The sequence below is a fragment of the Achromobacter sp. RW408 genome (assembly GCF_003184165.1).
Taxonomy (GTDB): domain Bacteria; phylum Pseudomonadota; class Gammaproteobacteria; order Burkholderiales; family Burkholderiaceae_B; genus Achromobacter; species Achromobacter xylosoxidans.
Genome location: NZ_QHHO01000046.1, coordinates 567,479 through 587,767 on the forward strand (window position 1 = coordinate 567,479; position 20,289 = coordinate 587,767).

At 67.7% G+C, this 20,289-nt stretch carries 17 protein-coding genes; 3 read left to right on the forward strand and 14 right to left on the reverse strand.

Annotation, left to right across the window (positions count from 1 at the left end):
* Together DK459_RS12735 and DK459_RS12740 are read right to left on the reverse strand one after the other, a co-directional pair.
* Positions 1-265: laccase domain-containing protein (locus tag DK459_RS12735; protein WP_199234284.1), on the reverse strand; the 265-nt coding region annotated here is incomplete at its 3' end.
* Entirely contained in the window at positions 253-1,263 is a 1,011-nt protein-coding gene (locus DK459_RS12740) for an RluA family pseudouridine synthase (RefSeq protein WP_006389396.1), read from the reverse strand. The genes DK459_RS12735 and DK459_RS12740, both read right to left, overlap by 13 nt.
* A 107-nt stretch (positions 1,264-1,370) precedes the next feature.
* Here DK459_RS12740 and DK459_RS12745 point away from each other — a divergent pair, with 107 nt between their 5' ends.
* On the forward strand, positions 1,371-2,159 hold the full coding sequence (locus DK459_RS12745) for an outer membrane protein assembly factor BamD (RefSeq protein ID WP_006389395.1): 789 nt from the start codon (positions 1,371-1,373) through the stop codon (positions 2,157-2,159).
* A gap of 80 nt (positions 2,160-2,239) precedes the next feature.
* On the opposite strand, the gene DK459_RS12750 is transcribed toward DK459_RS12745, so the two are convergent.
* Entirely contained in the window at positions 2,240-4,327 is a 2,088-nt protein-coding gene (locus DK459_RS12750; RefSeq protein ID WP_006389394.1) for an ATP-dependent DNA helicase, read from the reverse strand.
* Positions 4,328-4,554: 227 nt separating this feature from the next.
* Between DK459_RS12750 and tex the strand changes: the two genes are divergently transcribed.
* Together tex and DK459_RS12760 are read left to right on the forward strand one after the other, a co-directional pair.
* A complete protein-coding gene (gene tex / locus DK459_RS12755; protein ID WP_024068156.1) occupies positions 4,555-6,930 on the forward strand; it encodes an RNA-binding transcriptional accessory protein Tex in 2,376 nt (791 codons plus the stop codon).
* A gap of 313 nt (positions 6,931-7,243) precedes the next feature.
* Positions 7,244-7,747: a hypothetical protein gene (locus DK459_RS12760; RefSeq protein ID WP_006389392.1), complete on the forward strand. Its 504-nt coding sequence runs from the start codon at positions 7,244-7,246 to the stop codon at positions 7,745-7,747.
* A 72-nt stretch (positions 7,748-7,819) separates the two neighbouring features.
* Here DK459_RS12760 and DK459_RS12765 read toward each other — a convergent pair whose 3' ends face one another.
* The 11 genes from DK459_RS12765 to odhB form a co-directional block, all read right to left on the reverse strand.
* Positions 7,820-9,172 carry a tryptophan--tRNA ligase gene (locus DK459_RS12765; protein ID WP_006389391.1) on the reverse strand — a complete coding sequence of 451 codons (1,353 nt, stop codon included), beginning with the start codon at positions 9,170-9,172 and terminating at the stop codon, positions 7,820-7,822.
* 142 nt (positions 9,173-9,314) lie between these two features.
* On the reverse strand, positions 9,315-9,638 hold the full coding sequence (locus DK459_RS12770) for a DUF3325 domain-containing protein (RefSeq protein WP_020924626.1): 324 nt from the start codon (positions 9,636-9,638) through the stop codon (positions 9,315-9,317).
* A gap of 6 nt (positions 9,639-9,644) precedes the next feature.
* Entirely contained in the window at positions 9,645-11,357 is a 1,713-nt protein-coding gene (locus tag DK459_RS12775; protein ID WP_070781252.1) for a PepSY domain-containing protein, read from the reverse strand.
* Positions 11,354-11,635 carry a DUF3649 domain-containing protein gene (locus tag DK459_RS12780; RefSeq protein WP_006389389.1) on the reverse strand — a complete coding sequence of 94 codons (282 nt, stop codon included), beginning with the start codon at positions 11,633-11,635 and terminating at the stop codon, positions 11,354-11,356. The genes DK459_RS12775 and DK459_RS12780 overlap by 4 nt, the downstream gene beginning before the upstream one ends.
* Before the next feature lie 23 nt (positions 11,636-11,658).
* Positions 11,659-12,291, reverse strand: a complete 633-nt coding sequence (locus DK459_RS12785) for a DUF4198 domain-containing protein (RefSeq protein ID WP_024068152.1) — start codon at positions 12,289-12,291, stop codon at positions 11,659-11,661.
* Between the two features lie 148 nt (positions 12,292-12,439).
* Positions 12,440-14,941 carry a TonB-dependent siderophore receptor gene (locus DK459_RS12790; RefSeq protein WP_081089651.1) on the reverse strand — a complete coding sequence of 834 codons (2,502 nt, stop codon included), beginning with the start codon at positions 14,939-14,941 and terminating at the stop codon, positions 12,440-12,442.
* A gap of 88 nt (positions 14,942-15,029) precedes the next feature.
* A complete protein-coding gene (locus DK459_RS12795; protein WP_006389386.1) occupies positions 15,030-15,998 on the reverse strand; it encodes a FecR domain-containing protein in 969 nt (322 codons plus the stop codon).
* The gene (locus DK459_RS12800) at positions 15,991-16,524 is read right to left on the reverse strand and encodes a sigma-70 family RNA polymerase sigma factor (protein ID WP_006389385.1); all 534 of its coding nucleotides are present in this window, start codon (positions 16,522-16,524) and stop codon (positions 15,991-15,993) included. The genes DK459_RS12795 and DK459_RS12800 overlap by 8 nt, the downstream gene beginning before the upstream one ends.
* A gap of 120 nt (positions 16,525-16,644) precedes the next feature.
* The gene (zapE, locus tag DK459_RS12805) at positions 16,645-17,736 is read right to left on the reverse strand and encodes a cell division protein ZapE (RefSeq protein ID WP_006389384.1); all 1,092 of its coding nucleotides are present in this window, start codon (positions 17,734-17,736) and stop codon (positions 16,645-16,647) included.
* Between the two features lie 76 nt (positions 17,737-17,812).
* On the reverse strand, positions 17,813-19,240 hold the full coding sequence (lpdA, locus tag DK459_RS12810; protein WP_006389383.1) for a dihydrolipoyl dehydrogenase: 1,428 nt from the start codon (positions 19,238-19,240) through the stop codon (positions 17,813-17,815).
* 120 nt (positions 19,241-19,360) lie between these two features.
* The coding region (odhB, locus tag DK459_RS12815) for a 2-oxoglutarate dehydrogenase complex dihydrolipoyllysine-residue succinyltransferase (protein WP_053498025.1) at positions 19,361-20,289 on the reverse strand (929 nt) is incomplete at its 5' end.

Below are 20,289 nucleotides of genomic sequence, written 5' to 3' on the forward strand. Positions count from 1 at the left end.
GTTCGTCGGGCAGGCCGGCCGCGTCGGCATCGACCACCTCGCTGCCATGCACCTGGCGCAGCCATAAGGGTTCGGCCGGCAGCGCGGCCCGCAAGCGGCGGCGGTTCTCTGCCACGGTGTCGGGATCATCGCCGGCACGGCGCCCCAGGTTGAGGGTGTCATGCGGGGCAACGCCCACGCCGCCGGCCCGGGTGGTGCAGAAATAGTTGACGCCGGCCCAGGCGGGGCCGGTCACGACGGGCAAGCCTTCAATCACGCGTTCCATGCGATCGCTTCCTGGACCAGGGTCATGTCCGCCGGCACGGGGGCGGCGAACTGGACCTCGCCACGCCCGCCCGGATCGTCGAAATGCAGGGCGCGGGCATGCAGCATCTGCCGCTGCGCGCCCGCGATGTTCTTGCCACCGTAGATCGTATCCGCCAGCAGCGGATGGCCGAGGCTGGCCAGGTGCACGCGGATCTGGTGGGTGCGGCCGGTCTCCAGGCGACAGACCACTTCGGTGGCGCGGCCGCCGGGATCGATCTGGCCGCGTCGCGCGGGCGCGTAGTGGGTGACGGCCGGCTTGGGCGCCACCGGCCGCTCGACGCTCATGCGCACCGGCACCCGCGGATCGCGCCCGATCGGGCGGTCGACCTTGCCGGCGGCGGCCAGCCAGCCATGCGCCAGCGCCACGTACTCGCGGCCCATGCTGCGCGCCTGCAGCTGGCGCACCAGGTGCGTCTGGGCGATTTCGTTGCGCGCCACCACCATCAGGCCGGACGTATCCTTGTCCAGCCGGTGAACGATGCCGGCGCGCGCCACCTGGGCCAGTTCCGGATACCGGTGCAGCAGGCCGTTGAGCAGCGTGCCGCTCCAGTTGCCGGCGCCAGGGTGCACCACCAGGCCGGCCGGTTTGTTCACCACGATCCAGTCGGGGCTTTCATCCACCACGGGAAAATCGATCGCCTCCGGCGCGAACGCCAGGGCTTCCGGCGCGGGCTGGGCCCAGACGGCGATCTCGTCGCCCGGGCCGACGGTCTGGCGGACCTTGCCAGGCGCGCCATTCACCTGTACGTTGCCAGCCTCGATCCAGCCTTGCAGGCGGCTGCGGGAATGATCCGGCAACAACCCCGCCAGCACCTTGTCGAGCCTATCGGCGCGCGTGCCCGACGGCACCGTTACAAGTTGCGGCTCGCCCCGCTGGTTTTCACCGGAGGATTCGCCGGGAAAGCCCAGGAGTTCATCGTCGGAAACGAGATCTGCGGGGGTGGCTGTATCAGACATGGAGACAAATCATATAATCAGCCTGCCATGCTAACACCAAGGATACGATTCTCGTGATTCACCACTCCGCAGCTCCCTTGAACCCCGCCTCCCGAAGCGGGTCGGTTTTGCGCGTGGTTATCGCGCTATTTGCCGTCATCGCGATCGCCGGTTGCGGTTCGACCAACAGCAAGTACGACAAGACCACCAACTGGAGCGCTGAACAGCTCTACGCCGACGCCAAGGCCGAAATCTCGTCGGGCGGCTGGAAGGAAGCTCGCGAGCGACTGACCGCCATCGAAAGCCGCTACCCGTTCGGCGTCTACGCCCAGCAGGCCCTGCTTGAACTGGCCTACGTCAACTGGAAGGACGGTGAAAACGAACAGGCCCTGGCCGCGATCGACCGCTTCCAGCAGCTCTACCCGAACCACCCCGGCACCGACTACGCGCTGTATCTGAAAGGCCTGATCAACTTCACGCCCGCCAGCGCCTTCATGAGCAGCATCACCGGCCAGGATCCGGCCGAGCGCGACCCGAAGGGCCTGCGCGCTTCCTACGACGCGTTCAACGACCTGATCAAGCGCTACCCGGAAAGCAAGTACACCCCGGACGCCGAAAAGCGCGTTGCGTGGCTGGTCAACACCATCGCCATGAACGAAGTCCACGTGGCCCGCTACTACTACGAGCGCGGCGCCTACATCGCCGCGGCGAACCGCGCGCAGACCGTCATCACCGACTTCGAGGGCGCCCCCGCCACCGAAGAAGCGCTCTACCTGATGGTGCAGTCCTACGACAAGCTCGGCATGACCGAACTCAAGAACGACTCGCAGCGCGTGTTCGACAAGAACTTCCCCAACAGCACGTTCAAGGACAAGGGCCTGAAGGCTGACAAGAGCTGGTGGAATCCGTTCAACTGAACTGAACACCGCCGCATGGGAAAAAGCCCTTCGATTCGTCGAAGGGCTTTTTTTTGGGTCCGTGTCGTCCTCTTGTGGTCCTATTCCTGCTTGCGCCGGTAGAAGGCCAGCACTTCCTCCAGTTCGCGCGTCCGCGCGAAGGGCGGCAGGCCGCGCCACAGTCGCTTGCCGTAGGGCTTCTCGACCAGTCGGGCATCGCCCACCATCAACACCCCCCAGTCGGATTCCGTCCGAATCAGGCGGCCGGCCCCCTGCTTGAGCGAGATGGCCGCCTCGGGCAATTGGTATTCCGAGAAGGGATTGCCGCCGTGGGCGCGGCAGGCCCGCAGCCGCGCCTCGATCACCGGGTCGTCCGGCGGCGCGAACGGCAGCTTGTCGATCGCCACCAGCGTCAGCACGTCGCCCGGCAGGTCGATGCCTTCCCAGAAACTGGCGCTGCCGACCAGCACCGGATGGGTCAGCTTGCAGAACCTGTCCAACAGATCGCGGCGGGTGCCCTCGCCCTGCTTGAGCAACGGCCAATCGTGGCCGGCATCGTCGAAAGCGTCGGCCAACAGGTTGGCGACCTTGTCGACCGCGCGCAAGGTGGTGCACAGCACCAGCGTGCCGCCCGGGCTGGCTTGCAGCAACGGCAGCAACGTCTGCACGAAACGGTCGAGGAACTGCGGCGACTGCGGTTCAGGCATGCCACGCGGCACGAACAGCAGCGCCTGCTCGGGATAGTCGAAAGGCGATTCCCACTTGCCGGTGCGCGCTCGCTCCAGCCCCAGCTGGCTGGTGAAGTGGGTGAACTCGCCGTTCACCGACAGCGTGGCCGAGGTCATGATCCAGGCCTGCCCGGGCTTGCGGTATTTGGAAAAAGCCTGCGCCACCGACAGCGGCGCGGAATGCAGCCGCACGTGATGCTGGCCATGCTCGACCCAGCGCACCGCCGGGCCAGTCCATTCACCTGCCGCCGCCGCGCCTTCGAGAATGGCCGTCGGCGTGGACAGGCCGTCCGCCAGCGCCGCCACGGGCGCGGGCGCCTGGTCGTCGCGGCCCCAGCCTTCATCATCGAAACCGGAGCCCCCCGCATCGCGCCCGGGCGTGGCCCAGCGTTTCAGGCGCACCGCGATCTCGGCGCCGCTGCGCGCGGCCGCCACCAGGTCGGGATGCCGCTCGGCGACCGAGCCCAGCGCGTTGGTGGCGACGTCGATGGCTTCGCGCAGCACCGCCAGCGCGGTGTCGAACTCCTCGGCATTGGGAATGGCCTCGAACGTGGCCTTGCGGCCCGGCATCCGGTCCAGTGGCGCACAGGCCAGGCGCAACTCGCGCGCCGCCGTCTCGACGTGGCGCGCCACGTCGCTCCATTTGGTGGCTTCGCGCGCATAGGCCAGGCCCGCGGCCTCCAGCGCGCGGCCAAAGTCCAGCAACTGGTGGGTCGACACGCTGCTGCCCAGGAAACGGGTGGCGGTGTCGGGCAGTTGATGGGCTTCGTCGAAGATGACGGTGTCGGCCTCGGGCAGCAGATCGGTGACGCCCTCTTCGCGCAGCACCAGGTCGGCCATGAACAGCGCATGGTTCACCACCACCACGTCGGCCTCCTGGGCCTGGCGGCGGGCCTTCACCACGAAGCAGTCGCGGATGCGCGGGCATTCCTGGCCCAGGCAGTTCTCGCGGGTCGAGGTAACGCGCTGCCAGATATCCGCATCTTCGGGCACCTGCGCCAGGTCGCTGCGGTCGCCCGTCTTGGAAATGCCGGCGAATACCTGGATCTGGCGCAATTGCTGGATCTCGGAACGCGATTTCAGCGCCCGGTCGTCTCCCTGCAGGCGATCCAGGTGGTAATGACAGACATAGTTGCCGCGGCCCTTGAGCAGCGCGGCCGTGACGGGCGCGGCCAGCGCGGCGCGCACGCGCGGCAGGTCGCGCGCGAACAGTTGGTCCTGCAGTGTGCGGGTGCCGGTCGAAATCAGCACCTTGCCGCCCTGGATGAAGGCGGGTACAAGATAGGCCCAGGTCTTGCCGATGCCGGTGCCAGCCTCGGCCACCAGGGTGGCGCGGTCCCGGATGGCCTCGCCAATCGCCTGGGCCAGCTCCACTTGGGACGGGCGCGGCTTGTAGCCGGGCAAGGCCGACGCGAGCGGGCCGTCCTCGGCGAAGAATTCGGAGATGTCCAGGTCCAGCATGGAAACAGCCTAGCGTCGCAAGCGACCGTGCCGAGGGACGGTCGGGGCGCCAGACACTGAGTGGGTGGGAAAGGATCAAATGATACCCGCTGGCGCCGCCCTTTTCCGCCGCAAGCGTCGCAAACGATGCACCAGAGGGGGACGGATGCATCCCGCCTGGCACTTTCTGTAACAGCGGCTTATGGCACAATCCGCCCCTTGTTTTTCCTTTTTGCCGTCGTATCGAGATGTCTGAAACTTCCGTTATCACGAACGTCGCCGCCGGCGTCGACAATGCCCGTATCGTGGCCCAGCTCGCCACCGAGCTTGGCGCGCGCGCCTCCCAGATCGCCTCGGCAGTGGAACTGCTGGATGACGGCGCCACCGTGCCGTTCATCGCACGCTACCGCAAGGAAGCCACCGGCGGCCTGGACGACACCGTCCTGCGCAACCTGGAAGTGCGCCTGGGCTACCTGCGCGAACTCGAAGAGCGCCGTGGCGCGATCCTCGAATCGATCTCGCAGCAAGGCAAGCTCACGCCCGAACTGCAGCAGGAAATCGCCACCGCCGATACCAAGCAGCGCCTGGAAGACCTGTACGCGCCGTACAAGCCCAAGCGCCGCACCCGCGCCCAGATCGCGCGTGAGGCCGGCCTGGAACCGCTGGCCGACGCCATCCTGGCCGACACCGCGTGCGATCCGGCCGCGCTGGCCGCCCAATACCTGAATCCCGAAGCCTCGATCAACGATGCCAAGGCGGCGCTGGACGGCGCCCGCGACATCCTGGCCGAGCGCTACGCCGAGAACGCCGACCTGCTGGCCGACATGCGCGAGCACCTCTGGTCCACCGGCTATCTGTATTCCAAGATGGTCGACGGCAAGGAAACCGAAGGCGCCAACTTCCGCGACTGGTTCGACTTCAACGAGCCGCTGCGCACGCTGCCGTCGCACCGCATCCTGGCGCTGTTGCGCGGCCGCCAGCAAGGCGTGCTGGAAATCCGCCTGGGCCTGGAAGCCGAACTCGAAGCGCAACTGCCGCATCCCTGCGTGGCGCGCATCGCCAGCTTCCTCAAGCTGGGCAACGGCCTGTTCGCGCTGGACGCCTCGCCGCGCGCGCGCTGGCTGGGCGAAGTCTGCCGCTGGACCTGGCGCGTCAAGCTGGTGACGGCCTTCGAAAGCGAACTGATCGGCCGCCTGCGCGAGACCGCCGAGGCCGAAGCCATCCGCGTGTTCGCCGCCAACCTGAAGGATCTGCTGCTGGCCGCGCCGGCCGGCCCCAAGGCCGTGCTGGGCCTGGATCCCGGCATCCGCACGGGCTGCAAGGTGGCGGTGATCGACCGCACCGGCAAGGTGGTCGACACCACCACGGTCTACCCGTTCGAGCCGCGCCGCGACCGCGAGGGCACCATCAACACCCTGGCCGCGCTGGTCGCGCGCCACAAGGTCGACCTGATCGCCATCGGCAACGGCACCGCCTCGCGCGAAAGCGAGAAGCTGGTGGGCGACATGCAGGAACGCTTCCCCGACCTGAAGGTGACGCGGGTGGTCGTGTCCGAGGCCGGCGCCTCGGTCTATTCGGCCTCCGAGACCGCCGCCCAGGAATTCCCCGACCTGGACGTGACGCTGCGCGGCGCCGTGTCGATCGCGCGCCGCCTGCAGGATCCGCTGGCGGAACTGGTCAAGATCGATCCCAAGGCCATCGGCGTGGGCCAATACCAGCACGACGTCAACCAGCGCGAGCTGGCGCGTTCGCTGGACGCGGTGGTCGAGGATTGCGTGAACGCGGTCGGCGTCGACGTCAATACGGCATCCGCGGCGCTGCTGGCGCGCGTGTCGGGCCTGAACTCGCTGCTGGCCAAGAACATCGTGGCCTGGCGCGACGAGAACGGCGCCTTCCCCACCCGCGAGCAACTGCGCAAGGTGCCGCGCTTTGGCGACAAGGCGTTCGAACAGGCCGCCGGCTTCCTGCGCATCCCCAACGGCGACAACCCGCTGGACGCCTCGTCGGTGCACCCGGAAGCCTATCCGGTGGTCGAGCGCATCGTCGCCAAGATCAAGGCGGAAGTGAAACAGATCATCGGCCAGCGCGACGCGCTCAAGGGCGTGTCGCCGTCCGATTTCACGGACGAACGCTTCGGCCTGCCGACGGTGCGCGACATCTTCGCCGAACTGGAAAAGCCCGGCCGCGATCCGCGTCCCGAGTTCAAGACCGCGCAGTTCAAGGAAGGCGTCGAGACGCTCAACGACCTGTATCCCGGCATGGTGCTCGAAGGCGTCGTGACCAACGTCGCCAACTTCGGCGCGTTCGTCGACATCGGCGTGCACCAGGACGGCCTGGTCCACATCTCGGCATTGGCCGAGAAGTTCGTGAAGGATCCGCGCGACGTCGTGCGCGTCGGCCAGACGGTCAGCGTGAAGGTGCTGGAAGTGGACGTGGCGCGCAAGCGCGTGGCCCTGACCATGCGCCTGAACGACACCGCCGCCCCGGCGCGCCGAGGCGCTGATGCCCCCAAGGGCGGCGATCGTCCCGGACGCCGTCCCCAGGGCGACAATGGCCGCGGCAACGCCGGCGGCGCCGGCATGAACAGTGCCATGGCCGACGCATTCGCCAAGCTCAAGCGTTGAATCGCGCCTGGCCGGCTCCCCCTCCGGGAGCCGGCCAGGCGGCGTCGCAGCACCTTCCGACCGGCGCCCAGGCGCCGGTTGTCATTCAACCTAGGACTTTCCCGCGGTTGCTACCTTTCCTTGCGTTCTCTCAAGCCGGATTCAACAAAAATAAGCGAAAATATCGAATTGTGTCCAAATAATAAAAGCCGGCGAAGTCGGGTCCGCACGGCAGTGGCACACCCATGATCAGGCGAGCTGCGGCGCAAGCGCCTATCGGGTAGAAGCACAAGAAAAATAGCGCCATACCTGAGAGACCGGAGATCCGCCCGCCATGCGCAATACCATTACGCTTGCCGCCAACGAAACGGCAACCATTACCGAAAAGGAAGCCAGCCTGAGCGGCGCCTACAACGAAGTCACCCTGGGCCAATACGCTCACCTGAAGGTGGACGGCGCCGAGGTCACCTTCAAGCACATCACGCTGGAACGCCTGGGCAGCCGCATCATCGAACTGACCAACGGCGCGCAATTGCATGTCGGCGCGCTCGGCTTTGCCAGCATGGGCGCAAGCATCATCTACCGTATCGGCGCCGGCTGTGTCCTGACCTTCGACGCCAGCCAGTGGGATCCGGAAGTCGTGGCCAACACCACCTTCGACTTCGCCAGCCAGGGCAGCGGAACGCTGAAGTACTTTCCGTTCATCAACCCGGAATGGCTCGATTGCCCGACGGTCACCGGCTATTCGGAAGGCGACATGCTCGAGATCGCCGGCCAGGGCAATGCGCAGCGCTTCCAGGTGCGCGACGGCCGCATCGTCTCCGCCGGCGCGCGTTAAGCGGTATCGGTTTCGGATTACAAACGACAAGGGCGGCGCAATCGCGCCGCCCTTGTCGTTGCGCTCGCCGCGTTATTCCTGCGCCATCGACAGCAACGCGTCGCGCGCTTTCGCCAACTGCGCCTGCGCGTCACCGGCGGCGCCCGCGGGCGCCGCCGCCACGACCGCGCCGTCCAGTACCGCGGCCAGGCCATCGGCGGTGGCTTGCAACAGCGCTTCTGGCGATTCCGACTGCAGGCGTCGCATCAGCGCGCCGGCCTCCTTGGGGTCGGCAAAACGCTGCGACAGCAGCAGTTCCTCGCCATCCGCGGCCAGCAGGCGGAAGCGGAAGCCGCCGTCTTCATCGCGGAAGCTGACGAAGCGCGCGCCCTTGCCCTTTTCCTTCTTGGCCTGCGCCTGCTTGCCCGGCGCCTGCGCATTCAGGTTGCGCAGGCCCACGGCCTCGCGCAGCTCGCGCATCATCGGCACCGCCAGCTTGCGCGCCTTGGCGGCGCCCGCCTGCAACACGTCTTCGATGCGGCCGGGGTTGGCCATCAGGTCGAAGTAGCGCTCGCGCATGGGCGCCAGCAGATTCTCCAGATGGTCGTAGAGCGCCTGCTTGGCCTCGCCCCAACCCAGGCCTTGCTCGAGCTGCTGGCGGAACGCCGTGGCCTGTTCATGCGTGGCGAAGGCGCGATAGATGGTGTACAGGTGCGAGCCTTCGGCGTCCTTGGGTTCGCCTGGTTCGCGCGAGTCGGTGACGATGCGCATGATCGAGGCGCGCAGGGCCTTGGCGCCGCCCTCGAACAACGGGATGGTGTTGTTGTAGCTCTTGGACATCTTGCGACCGTCCAGGCCCGGCAAGGTGGCCACGTCTTCTTCGATGGCAACCTCGGGCAGCGTGAAGTACTCGCGGCCGTACAGGTGGTTGAAGCGCTGGGCGATGTCGCGCGCCATTTCCAGGTGCTGGATCTGGTCGCGGCCCACCGGCACCTTGTTGGCGTTGAACATGACGATGTCCGCGGCCATCAGCACCGGATACGAGAACAGGCCCATGGTCACGCCGTCGTCCGGGTCCACGCCCTTGGCCACGTTCTGGTCGACCGAGGCCTTGTAGGCATGCGCGCGGTTCATCAGGCCCTTGGCCGTGACGCAGGTCAGCAGCCAGCTCAGTTCGGGGATCTCGGGGATGTCCGACTGGCGATAGAAGGTCACGCGTTCCGGGTCGAGCCCCACCGCCAGCCAGGTGGCGGCGATCTCAAGCCGCGAGCGTGCCACGCGGGCCGGGTCGTCGCACTTGATCAGCGCGTGGTAGTCGGCCAGGAAGAAAAACGCGTCGACACCCGGTTGCGTGCTGGCCTGGACCGCCGGGCGGATCGCGCCAGCGTAGTTGCCGAGGTGAGGGGTTCCGGAGGTGGTGATGCCAGTGAGGACGCGGGTATTCATGGACGATGAAGGCGTTTGCTTGGTGAAACGCCCAGTGTAACGTGCCGCGCGGGGCGCCTGAATGACCGGCGCCGCCCGGGCGCGACGCCGCCCCTGCGCGGCGGGTGCGCGCGCGGACGCGGACACCAGGCCGACGGTGCGCCTACAGGACGGCCAGCAAGGGCGCAGCCACCGCGCACAGCCCGCCGGCCGTCAACGCGGCGCGTGGCCGGAAGGTCAGGAACCAGATCAGCAGCAGGCCCGCGATGCTGAGGATGCCGATCCATTCGACGGTGCCGTAGCTCCAGCCCCAGACCGCGGCCGAGGCGCACAGGGACAGCGCCAGCGCCAGCCAGCCGAAGGTGCGCAGCGGCACGCGATGGCGGCGCGGCAAGGCGCGGTCGAACAGGTCTTCGTAGTGACGGTCCATGCCCAGGCACAGGGCGGAGAACCCCGCGTAGGCCAGGCAGAAGGCGGCGAGCGTCATGGCGTATCACCTCGGTTCATAGGCGGCTTCGGAAGGCGTGGCTTGCGCCATCGCGGACGCGACCGGCGCGCGCGGCCGGGCGACGGATTGGGCTTGCGTGTCGGGTTGGGGTCGGGCCTGGACTTGCGCCGGCGCCGCCGTCCGGGCCGCGGCCTTGCCGCCGGCCTTGGCCGGCGCCTTGCGCGCGCGGGCGGCCTTGCGCGCCATCCAGCCCAGCAGCAGCGCGCCCGCCAGGCAGGTCAGGTCGAAACCGGCCATCACCCAGTCACCGGTCGGCAGGGACACGCCCAGGTGGCGCGAGGTGGTCACGGCGTTGATCACCGGCACCAGCGCCAGCGACGCGGCGGCGGCCGAGAGCAGATCCACCCATTTGCGCTTGTGGAACACGAAGGCGTACACCAGCGACAGGCCCCAGGCCGCGAAGAACGCCCGCACTTCCCATAGCGGGCGGCCCGGCAGGTCGGCCGGCACCAGGCGGTTGGCCCAGAAGAACGCGGCGACCGCGATGAACAGGCCAGCGATGGTGCCGGCGTTCAAGCCATCGACCAGGCGCAGCGAGAAGGCCTCGCGCGCGCCGGGGCGCGCCTTCTGGCGCCGTTTGGCGATCCACAGCACCAGGCCGGAACCGACCATGCCGGTGCCCGCCAGACTGACCAGGAAATAGAACCAGCGCAACAGCGGTTCGGCAAACAGGCCCAGGTGCAGCCCGACGATCACGCCAGCGGTGCGCACGGTGGGACTGAGCTCGTCCTGCCCCTCCTGGAAGGCGCCGGTGACGCCATCAAAGCGCGCGTAGGGCGCGAGCCGGCCATAGGACACGCCATCGGCCGCATCGCGCGTCAAGGTGACGGTGGCGCCGGCGTCGCCGGGGTTGTTGACCGTGACGCGGCCGACCCGGCCCTGCCAACGCTGCTCGACCTGCTCCACCAGCGGCGCCAGCGCGACCAGCGGCGCAGGTTCGTTACGCGGTGGCGTGACCTTGAACCCGGGGAATACATCGTCGGAATACTGACGCGGGTTTTCGTAGACCGCCAGGATGCCTGCCGGCATCAGCATGGTCGCAAACAGCACCAGGCCGCTGAATGTGATCATCAGGTGGAATGGCAGCCCCAGCACCGACAACGCGTTGTGGCCGTCCATCCAGGCCCGCTGGCCGCCCTTCTTCGGGCGGAAAGTGAAGAAATCGGCAAAGATCTTCTTGTGGGTGATGATGCCGCTGATGATCGCCACCAGCATGAACATGCCGGCGATGCTGGCGAGCCAGCGCCCCCATGGGAACGCCGTTTCGAGTTCGAAGTGGAAGCGGTAGAAGAAATCCCCGCCGCGCGTCTCGCGCCCTTGGACGGCCTGGCCGGTCCGCGGATCGAGCTTGACGCGCACGAAACCGCGCTCGCCCGGCTTGGGCTTGGGCACCTGGTACAGCAGCTGGATCAGCGGCTCGCGGTCGGTCGGCGGCGTGATGAACCAGCGCTTGGCGTCGGGCGCATGCTCGGTCAGGTAACGCTGCGCCACGGTCACGGATTCGAGCGTGGGCGCGGCCTGCGCCTGGATCTCCGGCTGCATCCAGCGGGTGATTTCAGGGCGGAAGAATGACAGCGTGCCGGTCAGGAACATGGCGAACAGCACCCAGCCGAAGATCAAGCCCGACCAGGTGTGCAGCCACGACATGGATTGGCGCAGGCCCTCTTCGCCTTGCGCTTTTCCGGTACTGGGTTTCATGCGCCCCCCACCATGCGGCCGATCAGGAACAGGCCGCCGAACAGCGCCGCCGGCAACAGGATGCCGGCCCAGGCGCGCCAGGCGTTGCGGGTGGCGAACACCCAGATGACGCCACAGGTGTAGACCACGAAGGCCGACATCTGCGCCGTGACGACGGCATCGGCGCGCTGCATGGGCAGCCAGACGGCCAGGCAGGCCGCGGCCGCCGAGGCCAGGCCGTAGCCGCCGAGGATGGCGGCCAGGGCCCGCGAGGCCACGGCCAGACGGTAGCGCATCATGCCTGCGCCGGCTGCGGGAGCTTTCACTTGGTCACGTTGAAGGTCAGGGTGGAAACGTAGCGGATCTTGGCGTAGGCCTTGCCGTCGGCCTCGCCGGCCTTGTCCTCGACGTGGGCGGCTTCCAGCACGTACTGGCCCGGCCACGGCGTGGTGATCTCGATGCGGCCGTTCTCGTCGCTGCGCAAGCGCTTTTCCCACTTGGGCGGGCCGAACACGGTGACTTCGGTCTTGGCCAGCGGCTTGCCCTTGAACTGCAGCACGAAGGTATTGCTGCCCGCCGCGGCCGGCACCAGTTCCAGGTCGAGCTTGCCCTGGGTGTCTTCGCGGCCGGCCTTGGCGCCGTACTGCATCAGCGTGTCCTTGAACTGGATCGGCTGCGACAGGCGCACATCGCCCTTGCCGCTGGCGGCGAACTCGACGAAATCCGCCCCCTGGGCCGACGCCTTGAGCGCCTTGCCGTCGGCGCCGGTGACCACCGGCGCCACCAGGACCTTGCCCAGCAGGCCGTCGCGCTTTTCGCGCAGGTCGTCCGCCCATTCGCCGAAGTACGCCTTTGCCGGCCCCTGGTCGGCCCGCTCGAGCCAGACGAAGTGCGCCTGCGCCGCGCCGGCGCTGCCCAGCAGCGCCACGGCTGCCAAAGTCCTTGCGAATTTCATTGTCGATTTTCCTGTTGTGAATGCCGATCCGGAATCGCCCCGCGGCAGGTTCCGTGTCGGTTGGGATTGAATTATAACCATTCTCACTACGATGCGAGAGACTGCCTGAAAGCGTGTCCGTGGCCCGGCCGCGGACACGCCGGCCACGCTACCAGCGATAGCGCAGGCTGGCCTTGATCGAGCGCTGGTAGCCGTACCAGCACCACGAATCGCCCGAGCACGATGCGATGTATTCCTTGTCGAACAGGTTCTGGACGTTCAACGCCACCTGCATGCCCTTGAGCGACGGCGACACACGGCCCATGTCGTAGTCCAGCATCAGGTCGAACAGCGTCACCGATGGCACCTTCATGGTGTTGGCCTCGTCGCCGTACGACGACCCGATGTAGCGCACGCCGCCGCCCACGCCCAGGCCGGCCAGCGGGCCGCCCTGCAACTGATAGCGGGCCCAGGCCGAGGCCTGCTGTGACGGCACGCCCACCGGCGCCTTGCCCTTCAGGTTCAGGCCCGTGGTGCCGGGGTTGGCCTTGGAATAGGCGTTGTCCAGCAGCGAATAGCCGGCCATCAGCGTCAGGCCGCGCAGCGGTTCGGTCTTGGCCTCCAGCTCGATGCCCTGCGTGCGCAGTTCGCCGGACTGGATCTGGCAACGCGCGTTCGAGGTGCCGCACAGGTGCGTCGGATCGGGATCGGTGGTCAGCATGTTCTCGCGGCGGATGTCGAATGCCGCCACCGACAGCAGGGTCGCGCTGCCCGGCGGCTGGTACTTGATGCCGACCTCGTACTGGTTGCCCTCGATCGGCTTGAACGGCGCATTGTTCCAGCCCGTGCCCGACTGCGGCTCGAACGATTCGGAATAGCTGAAGTACGGCGCCACGCCGTTGTCGAAGTTGTAGATCACGCCGAAGCGGCCGGTGAAGGCCTCGGCGCGCAACGACGAGGGCGTGGTGCGGCCGGTGGCGATGGCGGTGCTTTCGCCGACATTGCGCGACCAGTCGTAGCGGCCGCCCAGCAGCACCGAAAGGCGATCGATCTTGATCTGGTCCTGGAAGTACAGGCCGGTCTGGTACTGCGTGGTGGTGGCGTCGGTGGAGAACGCCGGCACCGGGATGTCCTGGCGGTTGTCCGGGTTCATCACGTTCAGCGGGGGCGCGCTGCCGAAGCCCGACAGCGTGTCGGTCTTGACGTGCTGGTAGTCGAAGCCCAGCAGCACCGTGTGGCCGAAGGGGCCGGTATCGAAGCGCGCCTGCAGGTTGTTGTCGATGGTCAGCGCGCCGACCTCGACGTCGGTCGCGATCGCGGCGCGCTGCTGGTACAGGTAGCGGCTGTCGGTGTAGCCGTAGAAGCGGCTGGAGGCGCCGTAGACGCTGCGGTACTTGGCGTCGGAATGGGTCCAGCGCAGGCTCTGCGTCGCCTTCAGGTTGTCATTGAAGCGGTGATCCAGCACGTAGCCGAGCGAATAGCTCTTGCGATCGCTCTTTTCGAAGTTGGCGTCGCCGTCGTAGTAGCGCGGCGACAGGCGGATGCCATCCGGCGCCGACAGCAGCGAGCGCATGGGCGGCACAGCGCCATAGGAGCCCATGTCGGGATCGCGCTGGAAGTTCGTCAGCACGGTCAGCGAGGTATCGCCGTTGGGCTTCCAGGTGAAGGCCGGCGAGACGAAATAGCGGCGCTCCTTGGTGTGGTCGATCTGGCCGTCGGACATGTATCCCGATCCCACCAGGCGGTACAGGTACCTGCCGTCCGCATCCAGCGGGCCGCCGAAGTCGAAGTTGGCGCGCCGGTAGTCGTAGTTGCCGACCTGCAGCTCGACTTCGTGCAGAGCTTCTTCCAGCGGCCGCTTGCTGACCTGGTTGACCACCCCGCCCGGGCCGCCCTGCCCGTACATCACCGAGGCCGGTCCTTTCAGCACGTCCACGCGTTCCAGGCGGTAGGCGTCCACCTGCGGCAGGGCGTCGCGCCCGCCGAACACGCGCAAGCCGTCCAGGTAGGTCGACGCGGAAAAACCGCGCACGCTGAACTGGTCCAGCCGCGTAGCCGTGGCGCCGCGCGTTTCGGTCGCCACGCCGGGGGTGTAGCGCAGCACCTGGTTCAGCGTCTGCGCGCCCTGCTCCGCGATCTGCTCGCGCGTGACCACGGACACCGATTGCGGCGTCTCGATCAGCGGGGTATCGGTCTTGGTGGCGCTGACGCTGGCGCTGGCCACGTAGCCCACGGTCGGCGCCAGCGCGCTCAAGGAGCTGCCCGACACCGTCACGGCCGCCAGCGTCTGCGTGTCGCCAGCGGGCGCCGCCACCAGCGTCCAGGTGTTGCCGGCCTGGGCCCGCGCCTGCAGGCCGCTGCCTGCCAGGATGCGGGCGAAGCCCGCGCCCACCGGATAGGCGCCGTCCAGGCCTTCGGAACGCAGGCCGCGCACCTGCGCCGGATCGAACGACAGCACCACGCCCGCGTTGCGCGCGAATTGGGTCAGCGCGTCGCCCAGCGGACCGGCGGCGATCTGGTAGGTGCGCGGCGCCTGGGCCGCGGCGGGCGACGTTTGCGCCCAGGCGGCGGGCGCGGCGGCCAGCCAGGCGCCGGCGCAAGTGGCGGCAAGCACGGCCAGGCGGCCGGCGGTCAAGGGTGCGCCCAGGCGCGGGCAAGATGAAGCGGACACGAAAACTCCCTGTACGTAGGTCTCTATCTCTGCCTTTCCGTACCAGGAAGGAAAACCTGCAATGCGCCGGCCGGGAAATTTGTAACGGTCAGGCCGTGCGCGGCCCCACCTGCAACCAATACTGCGTGTGACGCGTCACCACGATAGGCAGGGCCGGCTCAAGCGCCTTGAGTGCGCGCTCGGCATCGTCCAGCGGGAAGACGCCCGACAGCCGCAGGCCCGCCACCGCCGGATCCACCCGGATCAGGCCGACCCGCTGGCGCGCCAGGTAGTCGGCGAAATAATCCAGGCGCCAATCCTTGGCCACCACCAGGCCGTCGACCCAGGCCAGGCGATCCGGATCCGCCGCCTGCCGTTCGACGCCGCCCTGGTCGTCGTAGCCCAGGCGTTCGCCCGCGTCGGCGGTCTGGGTGGACAGGCCTTCGCGCTGCAGCGCGACGCTGCCCTCGTAGACGCCCAGTCGCGCGCCGTGAGGCGTGCGGCGCACGTCGAAACGCGCGCTCCCGGCCAGCAGCACGCCATAACCGGTATCCACCCGCAATGCCGGAGCGCCCGGGCGCGATTGCGCATCGACCAGGATCTCGCCGCGCAGCAGATGGATGCCGCGCGCGCCGTCTTCCAGCCGCAGCCGCAGCGCGCTGTCGCTGTTCAGGGTGATGTGCAAGCCGTCGGCCACCGCCACCGCGCGCCGCTCGCCGATGCCGGTGCTCAGATCGGCGGCCAGGCGCTGCCAGGGCGCGTGCCGATAGCCGGCCCAGCCCGCCATGCCCACGCCGGCCAGTGTCAGCACATTGCGCAAGATGGCGCGCCTGCGTGGCATCGCCGGGCCTTCCAGCGCCGCATGCGCCAGCGCGGCCGGCACGCGGCGGGCATCGCGGCCGATCCTTTCCAGCCGCTCCCAGGCCTTGCGGTGCGCCGGGTCCCGCGCCAGCCAGGCATGACAGGCCTCGCGATCGCCGGCGTCGGCCACCCCCGATTGCAGGCGCGCCCACCAGGCGATCGCTTCGCGCACGACCGCCTCGGACGGCATGGCGGCGCGGTCGACCGCGCTAGTCATGAAACGCCGCATAACAGGCCGACATGGCGCGCACCATGTACTGCTGCACTGAACTGACCGACACGCCCAGCCTCTGGGCGATTTCGGGATAGGTCAGGCCGTCCAGCTGCGACAGCAGGAAGGCTGAACGCGCCTTGGGCGGAAGGCTGTCGAGCAGGCGGTCAAGTTGCATCAGGGCCTGCATCTGCTCGGCCTGTGTCTCGGGCGACGGCGCATGGGCCTCGGGCAGGTCGGCCAGATAGGCCAGGTAGGCATGTTCCAGCGCCGCGTGGCGCTGATGATCGATCACCAACCCCTTGGCGATGGTGGTCAGCAGCGCCCGAGCCTCGCCAGCCCGCACCGTCTTGCGGCCCTGGATCACGCGCACGAACACGTCCTGCGCCAGGTCCTCGGCGCGATGCGCGCATCCGAGCTTGCGGCGCAGCCAGCCGAACAGCCAGGGCCGATGGTCCCGGTACAGGCCGTCGACCTGCGTGGCGGGCGCATCGGCGCAGGAGGCCGGAGACGAAAGGATGGGGGAGGACACGGGAAGACTGCGGCGCGGGACCAGAAGTCTTCGGATGTTAATTGATAATGACTTGCATTACCAACGCAAATGCCGCAAATTGCGCCACGTCCGCCCCGCGGGCGGACGCTTGCGGCATAACTACAACGTTGCGGTCAGGCGGCGTTCCGACTCGAGGTATTCGCGCGACTGCATTTCCAGGATGCGCGATACCGTGCGATGGAACTCGTTGGCGAGCGCGCCCTCGGTGTAGATCTCTTCCGGCTCGCATTCGGCCGACATGATCAGCTTGACGCGATGGTCGTAGAAGACGTCGATCAGCCAGGTGAAACGGCGCGCCTCGGAAGCCTGGCGCGGACCCATGCGCGGCACGCCGGACAGGATCACCGCATGGAAGCGGTTGGCCAGTTCCAGGTAGTCGTTCTGCGAACGCGGACCGCCGCAAAGCGTGGCGAAGTCGAACCACACTACCGAACCAGCCAGCGCCAGCGCGCGGATTTCGCGATGCTCGATATGCAGCAGCGGCTCCTGCGGCGGCGTATCGGCCAGGCTGTCGAAGGCCCGCTGCAACGCCTGCTGCGCATGCTCGTCCAGCGGCGTGTGGTAGCACTGCACCTGCTCCAGCGAGCGGCGGCGATAGTCGACGCCGGCGTCCACATTCATCACGTCCATGCGCGCCTGGATCAGCTCGATCGCCGGCAGCACGCGGTCGCGGTGCAGGCCGTCGGGATACAGCGTCGACGGTTCGTAGTTGGACGTCATGACGAACGAGGTGCCGTATTCGAACAGCTTGAACAGCAGGCGGTGCAGGATCATCGCGTCCGCCACGTCCGACACGTGGAACTCGTCGAAGCAGATCAGGCGGTAGCGCTTGGCGACGCGCTTGGCGACCTCGTCCAGCGGGTCCTGCATGCCCTTCACTTCTTCCAGCTCGCGATGCACGCCGCGCATGAACTCGTGGAAGTGCAGGCGCGTCTTGCGCACCACCGGCACGGTGGCGTAGAAGGCGTCCATCAGGAAGCTCTTGCCGCGCCCCACCCCACCCCACAGATAGACGCCACGCGGCACATCGGGGCGGTTCAGCAGCTTCTTCAGGGCGTTCGAGCGCATCGCCTTGAACTTGACCCACTCGTCGTAATAGCGCTGCAGCCGGTCGATCGCCTTCTTCTGGGCTTCGTCGGGCTTGTAGCCGCGTTCGGCCAGGGCGTGTTCGTAGTATTCGCGGACGTTCATGGAGATGGCACAGGCAAAAGAAAAAAAGGGCGGGTCCGAAAACCCGCCCCCTTTGGCAGAGCCGCAGCGTGGCGGATCAGAAGTTCAAGGCGCGCTTGTCGACGGCCAGGGCGGCTTCCTTCACGGCTTCCGACAGCGTCGGGTGCGCGTGGCAGATGCGGGCGATGTCTTCGGCGGCGCCGCGGAATTCCATGATGGTCACGGCTTCCGAGATCAATTCCGAGGCCATCGGGCCCACGATGTGCACGCCCAGGACCTCGTCGGTCTTGGCGTCGGCGATCACCTTGGCAAAGCCGGTGGTGTCGCCCAGCGCGCGGGCGCGGCCGTTGGCCAGGAACGGGAAGCTGCCGGCCTTGTACTCGCGGCCTTCGGCCTTGAGCTGCTGCTCGGTCTTGCCGACCCAGGCGATTTCCGGCGAGGTGTAGATGACCCACGGCACGGTGTCGAAGTTGACGTGGCCGTGCTGGCCGGCGATGCGCTCGGCAACCGCCACGCCCTCTTCCTCGGCCTTGTGCGCCAGCATCGGGCCGCGCACCACGTCGCCCACTGCCCAGACGTTGGGCAGGTTGGTCTTGCAGTCGCCGTCCACGGCGATGAAGCCGCGCTCGTCGAGCTTCAGGCCTACCGCGTCGGCGTTCAGGCCGCCGGTGTAGGGCACGCGGCCGATCGAGACGATCAGCTTGTCCACCACCAGCTTCTGCTCGGCGCCCTTGGCGTCGACGTAGGGCACGGTCACCGACTTGGCGGTCGCCTTGATCTCGCCGATCTTGACGCCCATCTGGATGTTCAGGCCCTGCTTGGTGAAGGCCTTGAGGGCTTCCTTTGCCACTTGCTGGTCGGCGGCGGCCAGGAATTCCGGCATCGCTTCCAGGATGGTGACTTCCGCGCCCAGGCGGCGCCACACGCTGCCCATTTCCAGGCCGATCACGCCGGCGCCGATCACGCCCAGCGTCTTCGGCACGGCGCCGATGTTCAGCGCGCCGTCGTTGGACAGCACGACCTTTTCATCGAACGGCAGGCCGGGCAGCTCGCGCGCCGACGAACCGGTGGCGACCACCACGTGCTTGGCAACCAGGTCTTCCTCGGCGGTGCCGGTGACCTTGATGGCCCAGCCGCCCTCGACCTGGCCGGCGAACGCGCCCTTGCCGTGGAAGAAGGTGACCTTGTTCTTCTTGAACAGGTACAGGATGCCGTCGTTGTTCTGCTTGACCACCGAGTTCTTGCGGCCGATCAGCGTGTCGAGCTTCAGGCTGACGCCCTTGACTTCGATGCCGTGCTCGGCGAAGTGGTGGTTGGCCTGCTCGAAGTGTTCGGACGATTGCAGCAGCGCCTTGGAGGGGATGCAGCCGACGTTGGTGCAGGTGCCGCCGGGAGCCGGGCCGCCTTGGCCATTCTGCCAGGCGTCGATGCAAGCCACCGACATGCCGAGCTGCGCGGCGCGGATGGCGGCGATGTAGCCGCCGGGGCCCGCGCCGATGACGACGACGTCGAATTGTTTGGACATAGTGTTCTCGCGAATGAGGAGGGAGTGAAACTCGCCCCGGCCCGCGCAAGCCGGCCCCTGGGGCCGGCCGGGCGCCGCCGACACGAGGGTCGCGCGGACGCCGGGCTCAGGGCGCCGAGATTACAGGTCCAGCAACAGGCGCTGCGGATCTTCCAGGGCGTCCTTCATGGCGACCAGGCCCAGCACGGCTTCGCGGCCGTCGATGATGCGGTGGTCGTAGGACAGGGCCAGGTAGTTCATCGGGCGGATGACGATCTGGCCGTTCTCCACCACGGCGCGTTCCTTGGTGGCGTGCACGCCCAGGATGGCCGATTGCGGCGGGTTGATGATCGGGGTCGACAGCATCGAGCCGAACACGCCACCGTTGGAGATCGAGAACGTGCCGCCGGTCATCTCTTCGATGCCCAGCTTGCCGTCGGCGGCGCGGCGGCCGAAGTCGGCGATGGTCTTTTCGATTTCAGCGATGGACAGCTGGTCGGCGTTGCGCAGGATCGGCACCACCAGGCCACGCGGGCTGCCGACAGCGATACCGATGTCGAAGTAGCCGTGGTAGATGATGTCCTTGCCGTCGATCGAGGCGTTGATCAGCGGGAACTTCTTGAGCGCGGCAACGGCGGCCTTGACGAAGAACGACATGAAGCCCAGCTTGATGCCGTGTTCCTTCTCGAACTTGTCCTTGTACTTGTTGCGCAGATCGATGACCGCTTGCATGTTCACTTCGTTGAACGTGGTCAGGATCGCGTTTTCCTGTTGCGACTGCAGCAGGCGCTCGGCAATGCGGGCGCGCAGGCGGCTCATCGGCACGCGCTGTTCCGGACGGCCGTCCAGCGACAGCGTGGTCGGGGCCGGAGCGGCCGGGGCCTTGGCCGGAGCGGCCTTGGCGGCGGGGGCGCTGGCGTTCAGGGCGTCGCCCTTGGTGACGCGGCCGTCACGGCCGGTGCCGGCCACGCTGGCGGCGTCCACGCCCTTTTCGGCGAGGATCTTGGCGGCGGCGGGCGAAGCCACGCCGGCGGCGGCGGTGGAGGCGGGAGCGGCCGGGGCAGCGGCGG

Coding starts and splice junctions, on each gene's coding strand:
- DK459_RS12740 (WP_006389396.1), bottom strand. CDS start 1,263: ATGTCTGATACAGCCACCCCCGCAGATCTCGTTTCCGACGATGAACTC.
- zapE (WP_006389384.1), bottom strand. CDS start 17,736: ATGAACGTCCGCGAATACTACGAACACGCCCTGGCCGAACGCGGCTAC.
- lpdA (WP_006389383.1), bottom strand. CDS start 19,240: ATGTCCAAACAATTCGACGTCGTCGTCATCGGCGCGGGCCCCGGCGGC.
- DK459_RS12785 (WP_024068152.1), bottom strand. CDS start 12,291: ATGAAATTCGCAAGGACTTTGGCAGCCGTGGCGCTGCTGGGCAGCGCC.
- DK459_RS12750 (WP_006389394.1), bottom strand. CDS start 4,327: ATGCTGGACCTGGACATCTCCGAATTCTTCGCCGAGGACGGCCCGCTC.
- DK459_RS12775 (WP_070781252.1), bottom strand. CDS start 11,357: ATGAAACCCAGTACCGGAAAAGCGCAAGGCGAAGAGGGCCTGCGCCAA.
- DK459_RS12780 (WP_006389389.1), bottom strand. CDS start 11,635: ATGATGCGCTACCGTCTGGCCGTGGCCTCGCGGGCCCTGGCCGCCATC.
- DK459_RS12760 (WP_006389392.1), top strand. CDS start 7,244: ATGCGCAATACCATTACGCTTGCCGCCAACGAAACGGCAACCATTACC.
- DK459_RS12770 (WP_020924626.1), bottom strand. CDS start 9,638: ATGACGCTCGCCGCCTTCTGCCTGGCCTACGCGGGGTTCTCCGCCCTG.
- DK459_RS12795 (WP_006389386.1), bottom strand. CDS start 15,998: ATGACTAGCGCGGTCGACCGCGCCGCCATGCCGTCCGAGGCGGTCGTG.
- tex (WP_024068156.1), top strand. CDS start 4,555: ATGTCTGAAACTTCCGTTATCACGAACGTCGCCGCCGGCGTCGACAAT.
- DK459_RS12765 (WP_006389391.1), bottom strand. CDS start 9,172: ATGAATACCCGCGTCCTCACTGGCATCACCACCTCCGGAACCCCTCAC.